Source organism: Psychrobacillus sp. NPDC093180, from assembly GCF_044754065.1.
Classification (GTDB): domain Bacteria; phylum Bacillota; class Bacilli; order Bacillales_A; family Planococcaceae; genus Psychrobacillus.
Genome location: NZ_JBIVOJ010000005.1, coordinates 174,767 through 195,807, shown reverse-complemented (window position 1 = coordinate 195,807; position 21,041 = coordinate 174,767). Strand labels below are relative to the sequence as shown.

20 protein-coding genes are annotated in these 21,041 nt (G+C 37.2%); 2 read left to right on the top strand and 18 right to left on the bottom strand.

Translation table 11 applies throughout. The features are described 5' to 3' along the window. The first annotated feature begins 136 nt into the window (after positions 1-136). The gene (locus ACIP9W_RS09480) at positions 137-1,057 is read left to right on the top strand and encodes a hypothetical protein (RefSeq protein WP_400788493.1); all 921 of its coding nucleotides are present in this window, start codon (positions 137-139) and stop codon (positions 1,055-1,057) included. Between the two features lie 60 nt (positions 1,058-1,117). Here the strand turns inward: ACIP9W_RS09480 and ACIP9W_RS09475 are convergent, their stop codons facing one another. The 4 genes from ACIP9W_RS09475 to ACIP9W_RS09460 form a co-directional block, all read right to left on the bottom strand. Next, the gene (locus ACIP9W_RS09475; RefSeq protein WP_400788491.1) at positions 1,118-1,612 is read right to left on the bottom strand and encodes a hypothetical protein; all 495 of its coding nucleotides are present in this window, start codon (positions 1,610-1,612) and stop codon (positions 1,118-1,120) included. Between the two features lie 34 nt (positions 1,613-1,646). Next, positions 1,647-1,865 (bottom strand): transcription initiation factor TFIIIB, encoded by a 219-nt coding sequence (locus ACIP9W_RS09470; protein ID WP_400788489.1) that lies wholly within the window; start codon positions 1,863-1,865, stop codon positions 1,647-1,649. 171 nt (positions 1,866-2,036) lie between these two features. Continuing rightward, positions 2,037-2,864: an alpha/beta fold hydrolase gene (locus ACIP9W_RS09465; RefSeq protein WP_400788487.1), complete on the bottom strand. Its 828-nt coding sequence runs from the start codon at positions 2,862-2,864 to the stop codon at positions 2,037-2,039. 155 nt (positions 2,865-3,019) lie between these two features. After that, a complete protein-coding gene (locus ACIP9W_RS09460) occupies positions 3,020-3,874 on the bottom strand; it encodes a dimethylarginine dimethylaminohydrolase family protein (RefSeq protein ID WP_400788764.1) in 855 nt (284 codons plus the stop codon). 165 nt (positions 3,875-4,039) lie between these two features. Between ACIP9W_RS09460 and ACIP9W_RS09455 the strand changes: the two genes are divergently transcribed. Further along, on the top strand, positions 4,040-4,774 hold the full coding sequence (locus ACIP9W_RS09455) for a YqcI/YcgG family protein (protein WP_282245232.1): 735 nt from the start codon (positions 4,040-4,042) through the stop codon (positions 4,772-4,774). A gap of 184 nt (positions 4,775-4,958) precedes the next feature. Here the strand turns inward: ACIP9W_RS09455 and ACIP9W_RS09450 are convergent, their stop codons facing one another. The 14 genes from ACIP9W_RS09450 to rny form a co-directional block, all read right to left on the bottom strand. Beyond that, complete coding sequence (locus ACIP9W_RS09450) at positions 4,959-5,309, bottom strand: YxeA family protein (protein WP_400788484.1); 351 nt, start codon at positions 5,307-5,309, stop codon at positions 4,959-4,961. A 243-nt stretch (positions 5,310-5,552) separates the two neighbouring features. Further along, positions 5,553-6,260: an ABC transporter permease gene (locus ACIP9W_RS09445; protein ID WP_400788482.1), complete on the bottom strand. Its 708-nt coding sequence runs from the start codon at positions 6,258-6,260 to the stop codon at positions 5,553-5,555. Then, a complete protein-coding gene (locus ACIP9W_RS09440) occupies positions 6,257-7,105 on the bottom strand; it encodes an ABC transporter ATP-binding protein (RefSeq protein WP_400788480.1) in 849 nt (282 codons plus the stop codon). Before ACIP9W_RS09440 ends, ACIP9W_RS09445 begins: the two co-directional genes overlap by 4 nt. Before the next feature lie 119 nt (positions 7,106-7,224). Beyond that, positions 7,225-8,241, bottom strand: a complete 1,017-nt coding sequence (locus ACIP9W_RS09435) for a LytTR family transcriptional regulator DNA-binding domain-containing protein (protein WP_400788478.1) — start codon at positions 8,239-8,241, stop codon at positions 7,225-7,227. 103 nt (positions 8,242-8,344) lie between these two features. Next, a complete protein-coding gene (locus ACIP9W_RS09430; RefSeq protein ID WP_400788476.1) occupies positions 8,345-10,360 on the bottom strand; it encodes a TRAP transporter permease in 2,016 nt (671 codons plus the stop codon). After that, positions 10,353-10,856 (bottom strand): DUF1850 domain-containing protein, encoded by a 504-nt coding sequence (locus ACIP9W_RS09425; protein WP_400788474.1) that lies wholly within the window; start codon positions 10,854-10,856, stop codon positions 10,353-10,355. The genes ACIP9W_RS09430 and ACIP9W_RS09425 overlap by 8 nt, the downstream gene beginning before the upstream one ends. Before the next feature lie 74 nt (positions 10,857-10,930). Next, on the bottom strand, positions 10,931-11,947 hold the full coding sequence (locus ACIP9W_RS09420; protein ID WP_400788472.1) for a TAXI family TRAP transporter solute-binding subunit: 1,017 nt from the start codon (positions 11,945-11,947) through the stop codon (positions 10,931-10,933). 201 nt (positions 11,948-12,148) lie between these two features. Beyond that, on the bottom strand, positions 12,149-12,583 hold the full coding sequence (locus ACIP9W_RS09415) for a YlbF/YmcA family competence regulator (protein ID WP_282245247.1): 435 nt from the start codon (positions 12,581-12,583) through the stop codon (positions 12,149-12,151). Next, the gene (gene miaB, locus ACIP9W_RS09410) at positions 12,583-14,130 is read right to left on the bottom strand and encodes a tRNA (N6-isopentenyl adenosine(37)-C2)-methylthiotransferase MiaB (protein ID WP_400788470.1); all 1,548 of its coding nucleotides are present in this window, start codon (positions 14,128-14,130) and stop codon (positions 12,583-12,585) included. Before miaB ends, ACIP9W_RS09415 begins: the two co-directional genes overlap by 1 nt. A gap of 822 nt (positions 14,131-14,952) precedes the next feature. Then, on the bottom strand, positions 14,953-15,819 hold the full coding sequence (locus ACIP9W_RS09405) for a 2-oxoacid:ferredoxin oxidoreductase subunit beta (protein WP_400788468.1): 867 nt from the start codon (positions 15,817-15,819) through the stop codon (positions 14,953-14,955). Next, positions 15,819-17,561 carry a 2-oxoacid:acceptor oxidoreductase subunit alpha gene (locus ACIP9W_RS09400; RefSeq protein WP_400788466.1) on the bottom strand — a complete coding sequence of 581 codons (1,743 nt, stop codon included), beginning with the start codon at positions 17,559-17,561 and terminating at the stop codon, positions 15,819-15,821. Before ACIP9W_RS09400 ends, ACIP9W_RS09405 begins: the two co-directional genes overlap by 1 nt. Before the next feature lie 208 nt (positions 17,562-17,769). Next, positions 17,770-18,036 carry a stage V sporulation protein S gene (locus ACIP9W_RS09395; RefSeq protein WP_093060206.1) on the bottom strand — a complete coding sequence of 89 codons (267 nt, stop codon included), beginning with the start codon at positions 18,034-18,036 and terminating at the stop codon, positions 17,770-17,772. An 85-nt stretch (positions 18,037-18,121) separates the two neighbouring features. Then, entirely contained in the window at positions 18,122-18,919 is a 798-nt protein-coding gene (locus ACIP9W_RS09390; protein ID WP_282245262.1) for a TIGR00282 family metallophosphoesterase, read from the bottom strand. Between the two features lie 52 nt (positions 18,920-18,971). Continuing rightward, on the bottom strand, positions 18,972-20,531 hold the full coding sequence (rny, locus tag ACIP9W_RS09385) for a ribonuclease Y (RefSeq protein WP_400788464.1): 1,560 nt from the start codon (positions 20,529-20,531) through the stop codon (positions 18,972-18,974). Between the last annotated feature and the right edge of the window lie 510 nt (positions 20,532-21,041).

The following is a 21,041-nucleotide window of genomic DNA, read 5'->3' as shown; positions in this document are numbered from 1 at the left end:
CGTTCAAATTGAAAGTTTTGAACGACTCTACTGTTTATGCTTACATACTTAATTATCATACCCAAAAATAGTGTTGCTAGACTAATTTAAAGGTATAATTGGCTGGAGGAAGCACGATCAATTGGAGGTGGAAGAAATGCAAAAGAAATCCCTTACATTACTAGGAGTAATACTGGCTTGGATTGTTATACTTACCTTTTTGTTTGTACAATCACAAAACGATGAGAAGACATTAGCTGAAAGTATGGCGGAGACGAAAAAGGAACACCAGAAAGTGGAAGAATTTTTAATGGAATTAAATCAGAGACTAGAGCACAAAGATTTCGGTGAAATAGGTACAACCTTCTCGAATGAAGGACATCTACTCACCCTAATGGTTACAGATCATACTTTAGTAGATCAACACGAACAGGAAATAAAAACGCTTGTCCATAACATTGCGAAAGAAAATAAGCTGGAAGCAATTAATATTCACTTCGAAGTTTCGGATAGGCCCAATATGATGAGTGAGGAAGATAAAAAAACAAATGAATTAATCAATGAGGTTTCTACAATATCAGCTGAATTATTAACCGAAAAAGGATATTCATTCAATGCAATGATGGTTGATCCAAGAAAATCGAATCCCTATGTAGATATAAGAATAGACGAAACGAAAGCGTATGATGACGAAGCGAAGGACGAAATTCAACTGCTCATTTCCAGTGCCATTTTTTCCAAGACAAACATGAACTTTGATGTGAAAGTAACAAGAAAAAGTGAGAATGAAATAAGAGATGAAAAATGGCAACCAATTTTCGATGCAATAAGAGAAGAAACGGATAAAAAGTTTGACGAATATAAAGGATTTGCTTACTCATTCCATCCAGAACCATTGCAAATTATTATTAAAACAGACTTAATCGACTCGACGTGGGCATGGATTTCCAATAAAAAAGTCGAGCAGATAGAAAAATATGTACATGACATCATTGACCTAAAAAGAGAAGAGTTAGCAGTAGAAGAATTGCCATATGAAGTTATTATAAGAGGGAAAAATCACAAGCGATTAAATTAAGGAAAAGCTTGGGTGAACTGGGCTTTTTCTTTATCTAAACAGTAATATAGTGAACGAGCTTTATTCTTCTAACCTCCTCTTTTGAAAAAAGAGCAGATCAATCCCCAATAAAATAACGGAAATCCCAATTGAAATAGTCATGTTTATCGCAATATCTAAATTTAATATAATGCCAATTATGTAGAATGTCGCAATTCTTGCTACAGCTAAGGATAAAATAGCATATATATTCTCCCCCCAAAGATATTCAAAGAATTTTTCTATTATATTATCCGCGGTCATCCAATAAATAAGATAAGAAATGCCAATTAGTATTAATTGACTCGAATTTAAATTTAACGAAAATAATGTATTCATGACATTAGCGGAACCAATGATGAGAAATAGAAAAAAAGCAATAATAGCTGTAAGAATCATTGAAAATAAGATAGCAATAATCACCAATGTTAGCAAATTGTCTTTCTCATTTTCTTTTTTATTTTCATGGTGAACAAACCAAAATAAAAAACCAAATAGAAGAATAAAAATAACAGCTAAAAATATTCCTATTTTCATTAATACTCACCCCACATTAAAAGCAATTCCATCTTCACTTCCCTAGATTCAAATATGTTCCTTTAAATATCTTCGGTTTTTTAACATAGCTTTCCATGATAAACCCACAATCTGTACAAATAATGTATATAATATCTGATCCAAAGCTCAATTTGTTACATGGATGCATAGTTGCATGTCCAATTTGCTTCCCTTTTCCGAGTTTTATTCCTCCACATTTTGGGCATTCTTTTGCTTTCGTAGAATATTCCATTTGAACTCCCCCTGTAATTTTGGATCATGAGTTTAAGATGTTCCCCTATATCTACGAATGTACAGTAAATTGGTTTCAATTTCTGCTGTAAGCTAAAAACGTCAATCCATTTCAGAATTGACGTTCCATGTTTTTATCGGTTATCTAAAACCATTGACTGCTAAAGAACTTTCATGAACGGTTGTAGGATAATTCAGCGATTTCTTCAATGACCTGAGTTGTTTTTGCAGGGTTTTCTACGACTAATAGATGCGTGCAGTTTTCAAAAGGTACCACTCTAGCATCTGGAATTTGCGATGCTAAATAATCCGCTGTCTCTTTCGAATACAGGGTGCTCTTTTCTCCGTATACTATTTGCGTTGGAACTGTAATGTTTGGGAGCACATCTCTAAAATCCGAAACTGCCATCGCATGCCACATCGCAGATAAAATATGTGACGTATTGTTATTGATCACTATACTGAGCTGCTCGCTCATAAGGTCATCAGTTAAATAAGGCACTGTAATTTTGAAAAATGGTTTCGCAAATTCTCTGAAATCCTCATTGATCACTGACAGGTCGTTTAGCGAATCTTCTCTTGTATATTTTCCATGATAGAGACCAAGATTCCAATCGCCCTCATTGACCAATTTTGGCGTCATGTCAAAAATGGAAACTGATTTTAGTCTTTGAACACCAAATTGCTTAACATACTCAAAGACAATAGATACGCCCATCGAATGTCCAACTAGAGTGACATTTTGAACCTTTAAATCTTCCATCAATTCTTCGAGATCTTTCGCAAATCTTTTTAAGGATAATCCTTTTTCCGGCCTTTCAGAACTGCCGTGCCCTCTTAAATCGTAGGAAATAACCTGATAGCTTTTACTCAATTCTTCGAATGTCTGGTCAAAAGAAGTATGATCCGAAGACCAGCCATGGACAAGCACGATTGGATTGCCTTCTCCCTTGTGCTGATAATACAATTTCACTCCGTCACTTGTTTCAAAAAACGCCATCTCAATCCCTCCCTTACACTGTTTCCCTCTATTTATATAGTATATTTTACCGCAATATAGAAGACTTTTATAGAATCGAGCTAGGATCTTTTAGAAATGTTTTACGTAAAAAAACCAATCAATCATATGTAATAACATAGATCGATTGGTGCTTATTAATGTCGTTCAAGTGGCATGGAACAACACCGGAACGAGCCTCCTGATTTAATGATTTCCGAAAAATCTACCTCCAACACTTCATATCCATGCTTTCTCAACTGATCATTAACATCCTGATTTATTGGCAAACTAAACACTCGATTTTGACCGATTGATAACACATTCGTACCCATTGAGAACTGCTCTTTCTCACTTACTTCGATTAAATGATACATACTCGCCAAGTGGTCCACTATCTCTGGATCGAGCGCATCGGGATAAATTAATGCATCTTCGGAGGACAAAATATTGAATACACAGTCCAGATGCAAGTATTTTGAATTAAATGGAACAGGAATAATCTCAAATTCCGGTAATACTTTTTGCAAAGCTTCTACAGCTTTCATACACGTACGTTCGCTAATTCCTATAAACACACGATTGCCATCTATGATTACATCTCCACCTTCTATGGAATGATTGGAAAACTCCATATAGGAAAGGCCATGTTCGTTCATCCACTGGGCTAATATTTCCTCTTCACCTTGACGAATCGGATTCGCCATTTCGGAAATAAAAAAGCGATTGCCTAATGTAAAACCAATATCTCTAGTAAATACTTGTTCAGGATGATCTTTACTTGGTTTTAGTTTAATCACTTCAACACCAGCATTTCTTAAAGTTTGTTCAAATAACTGATGCTGTGAAATGGCAAGTGAGCGGTCAATATTATCATGTTTATATTTTTTCTGCACATCATTAATCACTTCTTTAATTTCCATATATTGCGGTTCACATAGAACGACTTTTTGGAGCGTTCCATATTCATTTTGACAATATATTTGAGCTTGCGTTTGACTTATTTTCACAATGATTAATCCTCCAATTTCTTTATTCCTTCTTTTATATTCCCTCTTTTTTTCATTACATAACCTTTTTGTGCAATTTATTTTCATTTAACCTTATTGTTTCAGGAAATTTAGGATGGGGTAAAGAATAAATATATATATGTGAATAAAGATAGTGGAGGAGATTGTGTGATTACAAAGGAAAAAGCATTATTAACAAAAGAAGATTTTCATACTAGAACAGACTTGCCTAGTTGGCTTTATAAGGAATATGAAACATTTCACAATACAGTAACAGATAAAACGTTCCCGTGCTTTTTTGGAATGAGTGGCGAACTGAAAGGCGAGCTCCGCTATGCTTATATCACGCAAGACGACTGGAGTAATCTACCGTCTGCTGTAGCAGGCTTTCTAGATTTATTTAAATTACCAAACTACAAGAGACACGGTCTTTTTGTATTTGTAGAGCCTTTTGAACAAGAGGGTTCTATCGATGATTACCGAAAGCAGTTTTGGGAAATCCTCCAATACTTACACGAAGTCGATGAAGTAGAATGGCCGGAAGATAGTCCACGAGACCCTGAGCATTACTTATGGGATTTCCGATTCAATGGAGAGCCTATATTCGTGTTTGGAAATACTCCTGCATACAAGAAGCGCAAGACACGAGATCTAGGAAATGCCATGGTTCTTGGATTCCAGCCTCGTAAAATATTTAAAGGATTGGAAGGAACTGAAAAAGGTGGTATTATGTCACGTGAAAAAGTCCGGAAACGTGTGGAAGCTTGGGATCAGTTGCCGAAGCATCCAGATATCGGTCACTTTGGCGATCCTACGCATAATGAATGGAAGCAGTTCTTTATCGGCGATGATATTGAGCCGATTCAAGGAAAATGTCCATTTCAACATAAATCACAAGCATAAAGCTATTATAAAGGTTTCGGAATGATGTGTTCCGAAACCAACTGAAGTATAAAAAAATAAAATATTTTTTTCTTGTCTGTTATCGATATTCTTCCTATATCTCACATTAAAAAGCTCAGTGGAGACTTGTACTGCGCTTTTTAATGTGAATTTTATTATTATAGGAAACAATTTTTTGGTCCTATTATAGTTTATCTCGAACAGCAGAAGGAATCTCCTTTAGCTGGACTTCTTCCCATGATTTCACATAAGTTCTTTTAGTATCTACTTTTAAATATGCTCCCTCTCGTAAATGTTTACTGGCGGTAAAAGCAATCTGAACTTTCTTACCATCTTCATTAATTCCTTCTAAGATATATTCGTATGTCTTTGAATCTATCCTTTCTCCAATTTGATCAATCTTTACGAAAACATCCTTTTGTGGGATAAAAGGGTTTAACATGTCTGCCAGCTCGTTCTTAACTAAAAGAGACATAGACAATATTAGTATAACCGCCACAATCAGGGTTCCAATTGCTATCTTTACTGCTTTCATTCTTAAATTCCTCCTTCTTTTCCCTTTTCGTACATTTTACAGGTAATAGAAAATATTAGCCTACGATTATGGTTACAAAATGATAAGAGAAGTGACGATTTTGTCACTTCTCACATAAGTACTAGCTAATACTACCCGACTATCATACAAACAGGAAAATGAAGAAGTTTTTTTCAGCATGCATATTGGTTATTATTTACTTTTAATAAAAAAGTGACTACTTCCGAGAAAATTCTCTCCTAATCAATCCACCATTCGCTTCCGATACACTACCACCGTCAATGCAAAGACCGCAACGATCCAAATACCGATAATCCCTAAGTTCGAAAGCACTTGAACAAAACCTGCTCCTTGCTCTACTTCTTCAGCCAGCTCAATTAATTGTATGTTCGGTAAAAATTCTGCAACTTTTAATATTGGATACTTTTCTGTCCAAGCAGTTACAAATGAACCCATTGTAAAAACCCCAATAACCGGAAGTACAATAACAGATGACTCCATTACAGACTTTGCAACAAGCCCTAATAACGTACCCATTCCAATATAAAATAATGTCGATAAAACAATTGCAACTGCTACAATCCCCATACTTGCCGGTCTATATTCAGATAAATACGCACTAAAAAATACAACAACAATCGTTAATACAAATGTTAGCAAACTTTTCCCACCGAGAATTTCTAGCGTACTTGCAGGTGATAGCATGAGTCCTCGTAACGTGTTCTTCTCTTTTTCTTCTGCTATTAAACAACATTGTACATAGGTTCCAACCATTGCAAAGGCCATATTAATATTCATAAAATGGACTTGAAGCGAATCGATTCCCATCCTTCCGTAAATTGCAGCCAAAATAATTGGTAAGAAAATGATGATAGATACAGCCGAGTTTCTCGAAAAATCTTTAAAATCCTTTTGAAGTATTGCGTTTACACGCTTCCATGAAAATGTCATACCAATTCCCCTCCCGTTACTTTTACAAAAATATCCCCTAATGTTGGTTCGTTGGAATGTACCGTTACCACTCGATTATCTTTCATTAATTGGTACATCTCTTCTGCTCCTGCTGCATCTCTACGGAGTTGTATTTTTTCATCATTCGTTAATTCTACGGTAATAGTGGCATCCGCATATTGCTTCTTTAACTTGTTTGGTTGATCGAGCAGGCGGATCTTCCCTTTATTTAAAAAGGCAACGCGATTACACAATGTATCTGCTTCCTGCATATCATGCGTCGTTAAAAAAATGGTTGTTCCTTTTTTATTGAGCGCACGTAATCCCTCATATATATGAAGGGTATTCACCGGATCCAGTGCAGATGTTGGTTCATCTAAAAATAATAGCTCTGGTTCATGCAAAATTGCCCTTGCCAAAACGACACGCTGCGTCATCCCTTTTGATAATGTAGCCACTTTTTTCTTGCTTTCTTCTTTTAAATTAACGAATCCAAGGGTCTCATCAATTTTAGAAAGTGGGAGTTCATATAGCTCGCAATACAATTTTAAATTCTCATAAATGGTCAATCTTCCATACAGGCCACTATTATCTGTTAGTACGCCGAAACGTTTGCGTGCTTTTGGATTTTTTAGATGGGAAACATTTTCCCCAAAAACAAATGCTTCTCCTTCTGTCGGATCTAGTTGACCAGTTAATATTTTAATGGTTGTTGTTTTTCCCGAGCCACTTGGTCCAAGAAAGCCAAAAATTTCTCCTTTTTTTACTTCAAAATCGACGCCTTCAATTGCTTTAGAATTAGCAAAATATTTTGCTAAACCTTTCACTTCAATTGCGTTTTCCATATTCATCCTCCTAAATGGTTAGTTGTCTGTTTCGTTTCTATACAACTAACATTAAGCGGTTTTTATATGGAAAACAGCATATTTCCGGTGAAAGGAGTCATTTCCTTGGTGAATGGAGCTTATTTGAGGCCCAACATTCCCTTTAAATCCGCCATTTTCGTTTTGGATAAGGGAACGGAAGATTTTAATGCATCATCGAGTACGAGGCTATAACTATTTCTCGTCCACGTAATTACTTCCCGAACTTTTTGTAAATTCACGATATAGGAACGGTGACATCGGAAAAATCCAAACGGATATAATCGCTCCTCTAATTCATTTAGCGTAAACGTACAAGGAAAGCTTTCCCCCTTTATATGTAAAAAAGTTTGCCCTTCCGTACTTTCAATATAGTCAATTTCTGGTGGATCAAATAGCACGATTTTTTCATTTACTTTCGTTGGGATTTTTTCAAATCGGATTGGTTGTACAATTTTTTCTTCGGTTTCACTTTCTATTACGTTTTCGTTTTGGAGTTCCTCTGGATGCTCTTCTTCCGTTTGGACTATTTGAAGTCCTTTGTCATCCAAGCGGACAATTTTATCTGCAACAGTTACTGCTGTTTCTAAGTGACTTGTTAAAACAAGCACTGTTTTATTCAATTTTCGAAGCTCGTTAAAAACGGCGATAAATATTCGTTTCGATTCAACGTCCAAATTTTGATCAGGTTCTTCCATTATGTAAGTTTCCGCATTTTGAATTAGTATGTAAGCTAACTGAGCACGTTTTTTTTCGGAATATGTAAGGTCTTTTATTTTTTTGTTTTTCTTCGAATCCAGCTGTACTAAACGAGTAATCTCTTCGATTGATTGTTTGGATTGATACAATTGATGGTAAAACTTGAGAAACTCCTGCACTGTAAGACGCTCATGCAAGCCTTCATGTAGGAAAAAGAACGCTAACTTCTTTTCATCCGCATATTGAATTTCTCCATTGGATAATAAATTTCTTCCTAGTATTATTTCGATTAACTGCTCCCTTATGTTCACATTCGAACAAATAGCGGTAACTTCCCCACCAGCAATCGTTAAATCAAAAGCAGGAAATACGATGGAATCATATACTTGCTTTTCCGCTTGTATAAATTTGAGTGACATCCAAAATCCTCTTTTCTATTATTCTTAACATTTTAATTATAACAGTTTTCTATATATGCCCATATAGAAAAAACACGAACCCATGAAGGCTCGTGTTTTCCGATTAAGCTACTATTGCTTGTTTCTTTTTATCTGTTTTTTCACGTGTCATATATTGGATCGTGACAAGAATAGCAAAAATGATTAAGCCTGCAATGTCAGAATAACCTTCCGGATAAATTAATAATAACCCTGCAACCACAGCGAAAATTCTTTCAATCCAATTTACTTTACGATACCAATAACCAATTACTCCTGCACCAATAGCAATCATTCCAATTAATGCAGTAATGAAAACCCAAATTATCTCCCACAAGGTTGTATCAATCATTAACAATGTCGGTGAAAATACAACCATATACGGAATAATGAACGCGGCTATCGCTAACTTGGAAGCTTCCACACCGGTTTTGATCGGATCACCACCTGAAATTCCCGATGCAGCAAAGGCGGCAAGGGCGACAGGAGGCGTAATATCTGCAATAATCCCAAAATAAAACACGAAGAAATGCGCTGATAATAACACGACAATCGGCACAGCACTTTGCGGTACGTCAGGTGCCAATAATGCAATAATAGCCGGTGCTGCAATTGTAGAAGTAATAACATAGTTAGCAGTTGTTGGAGCACCCATTCCTAGTATTAGAGATGCAATCATAACAAAGAACAATGTTAAAATAATACTTCCTCCAGCTAGTTTTACTAAACTCGTTGCCAAACTTAGTCCTAATCCAGTTTTCACAACAACCCCTACAATTATTCCAGCACACGCAGTAGCGGCTATAACACCTAGAGCTGTACGAGCACCATCCACTAATGCATCTAAAATCTCCCGAGGACCTGTTTTTGTATCTCTGTTGATCATCCCAACGATGATACAAGCAACAATACCGTACATTGCAGAGTGAATGACAGGAACCCCTACCATCATCAACACGATGATTAAGAAAATCGGCAATATTAAATATAACTTTTTAAAGATTTTTTTACGATCTGGCATTTGCTCGTCTGTTAAACCACGTAATCCTAATCGCTTTGCTTCAAAATGCGTCATAATCCAAATCCCTGTGAAATATAAAATAGCAGGTATTGCAGCGGCTTTCGCGATATCCCAATACGTCACACCACGACCGATAAATTCAACCATTAAGAAAGCAGCCGCCCCCATAATCGGTGGCATCAATTGTCCTCCCGTTGAAGAAGACGCTTCTACCGCACCGGCAAACTCCTTTTTATAACCGAGCGATTTCATCATAGGTATTGTATAGGCACCAGAGGTAACAACGTTTGCTACAGAACTACCTGAAATCGTTCCTTGCAGCGCAGATGAAAAGATCGCTACTTTTGCAGGACCGCCAACCAACTTTCCAGCAACCGCTATAGATAAATCATTAAAGTACTCTCCTACTCCCGTTTTTACTAAAAATGCTCCAAATAATAGGAAAGCAAAAATATACGTAGAAGAAACGGCTAGCGGAGTCCCTAAAATTCCGTCCGTCGTAAAGAACATTAAATTAACGATATTATCAACACTTTGACCGCGATGGGCCATGAAGTCCGGGAAATACGGTCCAAAATACGCATACACTAAAAACAAAGAAGCAATAATGGTAATAGGTAAGCCTACAGCACGTCTAGAAGCTTCTAATACTAGTAATATGGAAAGTAAACCTATGAAAAAGTCCAATCCCTCTAACTGGCCTAAACTTTGTACTAAACGATTGTAGTTAATTGTCCAGTAACTCCCGATTAAAATTGCTCCCGCAGCTAATATAAAATCATAAAATGGCACTTTTGTTTTCGAAAATTTTCGTCGTGCCGGAAATAATAGAAAAATAAAAACAAGTCCAAAGCCTAAATGGACCGTACGCTGAATTTGCGCTGGAAACTGACCAAAAATAGCCGTATACAATTGAAATAATGAAAACGCCATTAACCCAAAGTAAATAACATACTTCAATATTCCACCTAAAGTACGTGTATTCGATTCAAGATCATACTTTTCTAAAATGGCCTGCTGTTCCTCAACAGACAATTCATCAAACTGATTGTCTTGTAATTTCGGATCCTTTTTACCCATTCAATTCGACTCCTTTCATCTTTTCATATAAAGACAGTTTCTTCACTTCAAATAAATATGATTTACCTCTAACTAGCTCTTCTTTTAAATTAAAATCCTTCGTCCCATAGTTGAAGCTTAACTTATAATCAACATCACCAATATGTAAGGTAAAATCCTTCAATATCGCTTCCTCGTATCGCAACGTATAAATTCCATTTTCATACTGTAACGTTTGACCTTCCTCCGCATAACCTGGCATACCGATTGCGACATCGCTGTATTGCATAGAAAGTAATTGAATTTTATGGGAATCTATTACTTTATAGCTTTCGATTACATCCGTCAGATGAATAGAATGTGTAAAGATAATTTGAAAATTGGTTTCTCTACTCATCGGTATGTAGTGGAGAACAGGGTCCTCACTGCGTGTTTCTGTAAACGTAAAAGCAGACCAAAAAGGAATAAAAAATATAATAGGCATTAAGATGATTAGCCCCACAAGTATTTTTTTCACTTGTTGATTAACCCCATTTAATTCAAAAAGAGGCTCGAAGCTATTCGCAACTGAGCCCCTTTTTTATTTTTCAATTATTTATTTACTTCATCAAAATATTTTTGTGCTCCAGGATGAACTTCGATACCGATTCCATCTAAACCAGTTTCCGCTTTAATGAATTCACCTTTTGCATGACTAATTTTATCTGTATTATCATAAATTGCTTTTGTCATTTGATATACAAGATCTTCTGGAAGTTCTTTTTTAACTGCAAGCATTGCCAGCACAGATACAGCTGGTACTTCTTCTGCTAAATCATAAGTACCTTTAGGAATAGCATCTTTCGCATAATATGGATATTTTTCGATTAATGCTTCTGCTTTATCGTTACTTACCGGAATGATGGATACTTTATTTGTTGCATTCAATGCTTCTACCGCACCAGTTGGATAACCAGCTGTGATGAATGCTGCATCGATTTGTCCAGATTGGATTCCATCTGTTGACTCACCAAAGTCTAAGTTTTGTGCTTGAATATCTTCCATTGTTAACCCGTGTATTTCAAGTAATTGTTCTGCATTTGCGTAAGTACCAGAACCTGGTGCACCCACAGAAACTTTTTTACCTTTTAAATCTTCGTAAGAAGTAATACCTGAATCAGCAAGTGTTACTAATTGAATTGTTTCTGGATATAAGGCACCTAATGCAGTTACTGAATCCGTTTTCTTTCCTTCAAACATTAGGGTTCCTTCCGTTCCATAATACGCAATATCGGTTTGTACGAAAGCGATATCACCTTCGCCATTTTGCAAAGCAGTCATATTCGCAGCGGATGCTTGAGAAACTTCTGCTGTAGTTTTAACGCCAGTTTCCGTTGTGATCAATTCAGCGAATGTACCGCCAAGTGGATAATAAGTTCCTTGTGTTCCACCAGTTAACAAGCTTAAAAATTTTGGTGCTTTGCTTGATTTTTCAGTTTCTCCGCCAGCACTACCATCAGTAGTAGCATCGCTGTCTGAAGAACCGCTATCTGTAGAACCACAAGCTGCTAATACTAATAAAGCAAATAAGCTTAGAAGCGCTAACAAATTCCATTGCTTTTTCTTCATTCAAATTTCTCCCCTTATCTATATATTTCCCCTATGTTCGTTACAATTCTACCATAAGTCGCTACTTAATTGTCAACCTATTATGCCAATTCTCTATTTTTAGATTATTATATATAATATATTACCAACTTATTAACTGACAAAATAAAAAACGCACATACATCTTTTCAAATTATATGTGCGTTTTTCTTCAATTATTTATTAAGAACAGCTATCATATGTTGTATTTTTTACTTTGGAGCCAGTTTCGCCTCTAAGTAGATCGCCTTCAGTTGCTTCGATGATTTGGTTTGTTACATTGTTAGAAATTGAGTTTGCAACTAATTGAAGAAGACTGTTTACATCACCTTGTGATTGTTTGAACTCTTGTACAATTGGCAGTTCATCGATTTCTGCTTCGATTGCTTCGATTTTACCTTCAATCATTTTGAGTGCTTTTTCTTTTCCTAGATGTTGAAAGTTTACTGCTTGTTTTTGCAAGCTTTTCAAACTAGCAATTTTTTCACGCACTGTTTGGTTTTCGTTAATTTGTGCTTCTGCACGTTTAAAGAAATCTACTTCTTCTGTATTAGCAATCATTGTTGCGATTTCTTTTGCTTTTTCAATAATATCGTCTCTAGTATATTTAGTAGTCATTATATTCCCACCTCTTGTTCTTTTTGTACTTCTACTAGTTCTCCAGTAAGTGACCACGTTTTAGCATCTGTAATTTTTACTTGCACTAGCTGACCAATGATCTCTTTTGGTCCAACAAAGTTAACTAGCTTACTCTTTGGTGTATATCCTGCAAGTACATCCGGGTTATTTTTACTTTCCCCTTCTACTAGTACTTCTACAATTTGACCCTCGTATTTTTTCATTGCTTCAGCAGACATATCATTTACTAATTTATTTAAACGTTGGAGACGTTCTTTTTTCACTTCCATCGGTACATTATCAACCATTTTGGCAGCCGGAGTACCCTCACGTGGAGAGTAAATATACGTATAAGCAATTTCAAATCCTACTTCTTTATATAAAGACATTGTTTCTTCAAATTGCTCATCTGTTTCGTTCGGGAATCCCACTATAATATCCGTTGTTAAAGAGACATTTGGTATAGCAGTTTTAATCTTACGAACTAGCTCTAAATAATGCTCTCTTGAATATTTACGAGCCATTATTTTTAGTATATCAGATGAACCAGATTGAACTGGTAAATGAATGTGATCGACTAAGTTGCCACCTTTTGCAAGTACTTCGATTAAATGATCATCAAAGTCTCGAGGGTGACTTGTCATGAAACGAATACGTGCTACATCAATCTTGCGAAGATCATCCATTAAATCACCGAATCGATAATCTAAGTCTTCGAAGTCTTTTCCGTATGCATTAACATTTTGACCAAGTAGTGTCACTTCTTTATAGCCTTGCGCTGCAAGATGTCTAATTTCTTGAATGATATCTTCCGGGCGACGGCTACGTTCTTTTCCTCGTGTATAAGGAACGATACAGTACGTACAGAACTTATCGCATCCGTACATAATATTTACCCAAGCTTTAATAGAACCTTTTCTCACTCGTGGCAAGTTTTCAATTACATCGCCTTCTTTAGACCAAACTTCTACGACCATTTCTTTTGAAAGGTAAGCTTCGTTTAGAATATTAGGTAGGCGGTGAATATTATGCGTTCCAAAAATCATATCTACTTGATTATAGGTTTTTAATATTTTATTGACGACGGATTCTTCTTGGGACATACATCCACATACACCGATTAATACGTCTGGATTGTTTTGTTTTAAGTGTTTTAAATGGCCTAGCTCACCAAATACTTTGTTTTCCGCATTTTCACGAATGGCACATGTATTAAGTAAAATGACATTTGCATCATCCACCGTGTCGGTAGGCTCATAACCTAGCTGCATGAAAATACCAGCCATAACTTCTGTATCATGCTCATTCATTTGGCAGCCATACGTACGAATATAAAATTTACGGTTTTGCCCCATTCCTTTAAATTGCTCGGCAATAGAAAAGTCATTATGGTAAGCAACTTCTTCTTTTCCTCGTTTTTTTGCTTCTTTTAAGGATGGTGGAGTATAAACTGATTGAAAATATTGGCTATAATCCTTCTCGGATTTTTTGTCCGGAGAATTAGGTTCCTTTACTTGTGTACTTTGTAAACGCGATTCTTCATTCATTAAGAAGACGCTCCTTTCTTTCCTTCGTAGCTAATACGAATACCCATCAACCTATTATACTGAATACTGCACTATAGCTACAAGGTATAAAGCTTAAAAGTACTTATTTGGACATAAGAAAATGGGTTTGGAGTGGAAACGTTGGAGTTTGTACTGTATTATTTTGGTGGTTTCGGGGGATCTTGCGATTTAAGGGGGCTATCTTGCGATTTTTGGACTCTATTTTGTGATTCTAAGTCTGTATCTTGCGATTTAGGGGTTCTATCTTGCGATTCCTAATTTATGGAGGGGGATCTTGCGATTCGCGGACTCTATTTTGCGATTCGGAGACTGTATCTTGCGATTTAGGGTTCCTAACTTGCGATTCCACACACCTATCTTGCGATCCCCAATTTATGGAGGGAGATCTTGCGATTTAGGGACTCTATTTTGCGATTCTAAGTCTGTATCTTGCGATTTAGGGGTCCTATCTTGCGATTCCACACACCTATCTTGCGATCCCCAATTTATGGAGGGAGATCTTGCGATTTAGGGGTTCTATCTTGCGATTCCACACACCTATCTTGCGATCCCCAATTTATGGAGGGAGATCTTGCGATTTAGGGACTCTATTTTGCGATTCGGAGGCTGGATCTTGCGATTTAGGGACTCTATTTTGCGATTCTGAGACTGTATCTTGCAATTTAGGGGTCCTATCTTGTGATTCCACACACCTATCTTGCGATTCCCAATCTATGGAGGCGGATCTCCCGTTTCCGGAACTCTATCTTCCAATTCTCCACGCACTAAAAAAGCTACCCCTTAAAGGTAGCTTTTTTATCATCACATAAAATCTTGTAATAATGTATTAAATTCTGTTTCACTCATTTTCAAGTTCTGGTCTACTAGTGGTGTTGGTGCGTAGCCAGGAACTTGCTCTTGATAGGAAGGAGCTTCTTCATTTTGATAAATGATTCCTGTTACTAATCCTTCGTTCTCCATGACAACTTGCATTGCTTGTTCGCGATTTGTATGGTCGTAGCCTTCTACATCGGAAAGCTTTGTTAAGTTTTCTTTGAACCAGTCATAGGTATTTACTTTATTGTACGTTACACAAGGACTGAACACATTGATGAAAGAAAAACCTTTATGGTTAATACCAGCCTCAATAATGGCAGTTAGCTCTTTGATGTCAGAAGAGAAGCCTTGTGCTACAAAAGTAGCTCCTGATGTTAGCGCTAGTTCTAGTGGTTTAAGAGAAGGCTCGATTGCTCCACCTGGCGTGGATTTCGTTTTAAATCCTTCTGCTGAGCGTGGAGAAGTTTGCCCTTTTGTTAAACCATAAATTTGGTTGTCCATGACTACGTATGTTAAGTCGATATTACGTCGAATGGAATGAATTGTATGGCCTATACCGATTGCAAACCCGTCTCCGTCTCCACCAGAAGCAATTACATGCAGATCTTTATTTGCCATTTTCAAGCCTTGTGCAATCGGAAGTGCACGTCCGTGAATACCGTGGAAACCATAAGAATGGATATAGCCGGAAATACGTCCTGAACAGCCGATTCCTGAAATTACCGCTAGGTCGTGGGGCTGAATGCCAACATTGGCTGCCGCACGTTGAATAGCTGCTTGAACGGAGAAGTCGCCACATCCTGGGCACCAGTTTGGTTTTACATTATTACGAAAGTCTTTAAATGTTACCATTATTTAAGCAACTCCTTTACTTGTTTTTCAAGCTGTAATGGTAAGAATGGCGTTCCATCATATTTCAATACATTGATTACTTTATCATGACCGCCAACATTCATTTTTAAAATGTTTGCTAATTGGCCTGTTGCGTTATTTTCCACAACGACTACTTTTTTCGCATTTGCTACTAGTGGTTGCACTTCTTTTGCTGGGAATGGGTGGATCAAGCGGATATGTGCATGATTCACTTTCATTCCTTGTGCAATTAGCGTTTGCTGTAATTCTTCTAACACACCTCTAGTAGAATTGAATCCTACGAATAGAATGTCAGCTTCTTCATAAGGTGCACTTACATAAACTGGGTCGCTAAAGTTTACATGCTGAAGCTTTTTCATACGTTTATCCATTTGCGCTTTTCGGTTAGATGCTGCTTCTGAAGGCTTACCAGTTTCATCATGCTCAACCCCTGTAACGTGGTGAATGGCATGCTTCGTACCAGGTAGTACACGCGGTGAAACACCATCTTCTGTTACTTCATAACGTTTGAAGTATGATTTATCTTCTGCTTCTGGTATTTCATCTGTATTTATTAGGTTACCACGGCGAATTTCGATTTTAGAATAATCAAATGGATCTACTGTTTGTTTACCGAGTGAAAGCTGTAAATCCGATAAGATAATAACAGGAATCTGTAATTCTTCTGCTATATTAAAAGCTTGAATCGTATCATAAAACGCTTCTTCTCCCGTACTTGGTGCTATAACTACTTTCGGAATCTCCCCATGTGTACCATAAATCATTTGCATAAGATCCGATTGCTCTTGTTTCGTTGGTAGTCCAGTAGATGGTCCCCCACGCTGCGTATCAACTATAACTAATGGCTGCTCTGTCATGCCTGAAAGACCAATTGCTTCCATCATTAAAGATAGACCAGGGCCCGCTGATGCTGTAAATGCACGTACACCACCGTAGTTAGATCCAATAGCCATAGTAGCTGCTGCGATTTCATCTTCTGTTTGAATAACTGCTCCACCAAACAAAGGCAGCTTTTTAATCATATATTCCATAATTTCAGAAGCTGGCGTAATCGGATAGGCTGCCATAAATCGAACACCCGCAGCCAAAGCTCCAAGCGCAATTGCATCATTTCCGATCATAAACAAGCGGTGTTTTCCGTCTGCAGGAACAAGTTCCCACTCGCCTAATCGGTCTCCTAGCTGTTCAGCCATCGTATCGAAGCCTTGTTGGATTGCTTGCATATTCTTCTCAACAACTTCTTGTCCTTTTTTACCAAAAATCTCATCTACAACTTCTTGGAATACTGCTTTATCCAGATTTAATAAGGCTGATGTAGCTCCTATTGCCACCATATTTTTCATAAGCGACGTACCTAATTCTGCAGCGACCTCTGTAAATGGAACAATATACATCGGTGCTAAGCAATCTTCTGGTGCTACTGGTGAGAATTTAGCATCTGCTAGAATAATGCTCTTTTCGGTTAGTTCTTTGTAGTTCACATCTATTGTTTCTTGATCGAAGGCTACTAAAATATCTAAATCATCTGGGATTGTACGCACTTGTGTAGGACGTACACAGATTTTATTGTTTGTGTGGCCACCTTTAATTCGAGAAGAGAAATGACGGTATCCGTACAAATAATATCCAAGGCGGTTCATCGCCATAGAGAAAATTTCCCCAGTACTTTCAATACCCTCTCCTTGCTGCCCTCCTACTTTCCAAGAAAGTTGTTGCAACATATATAAACATCTCCTTACTGTCTCGTTGAATGCTTTTTTCTATTATTAAATGTTTTTTTACCTTCATAAGTTTACCATGAAGTAGTACGATTCACTATGTATTCACAATGTTTTTCCTCAAAATCAGACCTTTGACGGAATCAAATCGTCACAATATATTCTAAAAAATAAAATGAAGTCGCTACGTTTTACAGTAGCGACTTCACGGTTATTTTACCTTTTTCTCTACTAATAACTTCAAAGCAGTTCGATCTTCACCCGATATGATGATATCTGTGAAAGCAGGTGAACAAGTTAAGTCTGTACCACTAGGTGCAACAAATCCTCTTGCGATGGCAATTGCCTTAATTGCCTGATTTAGTGCGCCTGCCCCTACTGCTTGCATCTCTGCATACCCTTGTTCTCTAATTACTGCAACAAGTGCTCCAGCAACTGAATTGGGGTTAGAACGAGAAGATACTTTTAAAGAATCCACTATCATTTCTCCTTTTATAGCTAGATTATGAACTTGCTTTCGTCCATAACCTACCTTATGCTCCGGAGTGATTATTTAGACTCTATTAGCCTTGAAATGGATAATCATCATTAATATAAACTCGTTCTTGGTGAACAGCTTTCCCCGTAGCATTATCTACTTCTACGAAAAAACCACTTAATACGGAACGACCACTTTTCGGTACTTCAAAACGAGTCGGCAAATTCGTTTGAAAACGATATAAAACATCCTCTTTTTTCATCCCTAACACTTCATCGTAAGGCCCTGTCATTCCAACGTCAGTTATATACGCTGTACCGCCTGGTAATATACGAGAGTCCGCTGTTTGTACATGTGTATGCGTTCCTACAACGACTGATGCTTTTCCATCTAGATGCCAACCAAAAGCAATTTTTTCACTTGTTGCTTCCGCATGAAAATCAACAAAAACAATTGGTGATAATTTCTTCGCTTCTTCTACTAGCTCTGTCGCTTTTTTAAATGGATCATCATGAGGTGGCAAGAATGTTCTACCATGCATATTAATAACCGAAATAGTTTGCCCATTTTTCGTTACGGACGTCATCCCTTTGCCTGGTGCCTCTTCTGAAAAATTGGCAGGACGAATCAAATAATCCGTATCATCAATAAAGTCCATAATTTCTTTTTGATCCCAAGTATGGTTACCCATCGTAACGACGTCTACACCCATATATAGCAGGTCTTGAAAAATTTTCTTCGTAATGCCGCGACCAGCCGCAGCATTTTCACCATTTGCAATGACAACATCTGGATTATATTTTCTTTTTAATCTTGGTAGATAACTTTCTAGTGTATCTCTACCAATCGAACCAACGATATCTCCTATAAATAAAATCTTCATTATTTACCCACTTCCTTAACGAAAAAAAGGCTTCTTAGTAGAAGCCTTCCTTCTATTTTGCGTATTCTACAGCTCTTGTTTCTCGAATAACAGTTACTTTAATATGACCAGGATAATCTAGTTCTTCTTCGATTCGCTTACGGATATCTCTTGCCAAACGATGAGCAGTAATATCATCGATTTGATCTGGACGAACCATAATACGAATCTCTCTTCCTGCTTGAATCGCAAAAGATTTTTCCACGCCATCATAGGATTCCGAAATTTCTTCCAGTTTCTCTAAACGACGAATGTAGTTTTCTAATGTTTCACTTCTTGCACCAGGTCGTGCTGCGGATAATGCATCTGCAGCTGCAACTAATACGGCAATAACAGAAGTTGCTTCTGTGTCGCCATGGTGAGACGCAATACTATTGATAACAACTGGATGTTCTTTGTATTTCGTTGCAAGCTCGACACCAATTTCAACATGACTTCCTTCTACTTCATGGTCAATTGCTTTCCCGATGTCGTGAAGTAATCCTGCACGTCTTGCAAGTGTTACATCTTCTCCAAGCTCAGCAGCAAGTAAGCCAGCTAAAACCGCTACTTCTGTTGAATGCTTCAATACGTTTTGACCGTAGCTTGTACGGTAACGTAAACGACCAAGGATTTTGATCAAGTCAGGATGTAAATTATGAACGCCTACATCAAATGTAGTTTGTTCTCCGATTTCTCGAATCTGTTCATCTACTTCTCTTCTCGATTTTTCTACCATTTCTTCAATACGGGCTGGATGAATTCGTCCATCTTGCACTAACTTTTCTAGTGCTAGACGAGCAGTTTCTCTTCGTATCGGATCAAATCCTGATAGTATAACAGCTTCTGGTGTATCATCAATGATTAAATCGATTCCAGTTAAAGTTTCGAGCGTACGAATGTTACGACCTTCACGGCCAATGATACGGCCTTTCATTTCGTCATTCGGTAGATTAACAACGGAAACGGTTGTTTCTGCTACATGATCAGCTGCAAATCGTTGCAACGCAAGGGAAAGAATTTCACGAGACTTTTTATCGGCCTCTTCTTTTGCTCTTGTTTCCGATTCTTTTGTCATGACAGCGATATCCGTAGATAGTTCATTTTCTACTTCTTGAAGAATAACGGTTCTTGCTTCTTCACGTGTTAAAGTAGAAATTCGTTCAAGTTCACTTTGTTGTTTATCAACAAGCTCGTCCACTTTACTTTCTTTCCGTTCGATATGCTGTTGTCTTTCGGTTAGAGCATCTTCTTTACGCTCAAGACCTACTTCTCTCTTGTTTAGAGCATCATCCTTACGATCAAGGTTCTCTTCTCTTTGTAATAACCGATTTTCCTGTTTTTGCAGTTCCATACGGCGTTCACGGATGTCAGATTCTGCTTCATTTCGTAATTGGTGAGTTTCATCTTTGGCTTCTAGTAATGCTTCTTTCTTTAATGCTTCTGCTTCTCGCTTTGCTTCATCTAAGATGAGTGCAGAAGATTGTTTTGCACCAGTCACTTTTGAATCGTTCACGTTTTTCAGATAAATATAACCAACAACGGCACCGACGAAAAGACCAAGCAAAGCGGAGATGATAATTTCATATGGCATTCGAACACCCCCTATTGCTATTCTTTTTAAGTTTCAGTCGGCTCATATATGAAAGTACATATATGTATTGCCTTTTCATTATTTTATAAAGAAATTATACAATTTTAATTGTATAGATGTAGAAATACTCTGTCAAGGAAACGATAGGAATATTATTGGTTTCTACTTGGTTTTTTATGAAAATGCGTAATTGCTTTAAAAGAAATACTGAAATCTTACTTCATTAAATAGGGATTACAAGTCTTAGTGAGTTTGAAGGGATTATTCGCTAGTATTTAGTATAAAGACATTTTGCTTTGCGTGGTCGTTCGACGGACAGCTTTGTCGCTACTGCCAGCGCGCTAAATCCCGAAAATTATATTGGATAATTAATCCTAAAAAATGGATAAGAGCAATCAATTCTTATCTATGAGCAACTAAATTAACCTCGAAAGCAACCAACTTTTCATATAGCAAGTACAGTTAGAGTGAGACAGCAATGAATAGGGCATATGCTATAAGGATACTGTT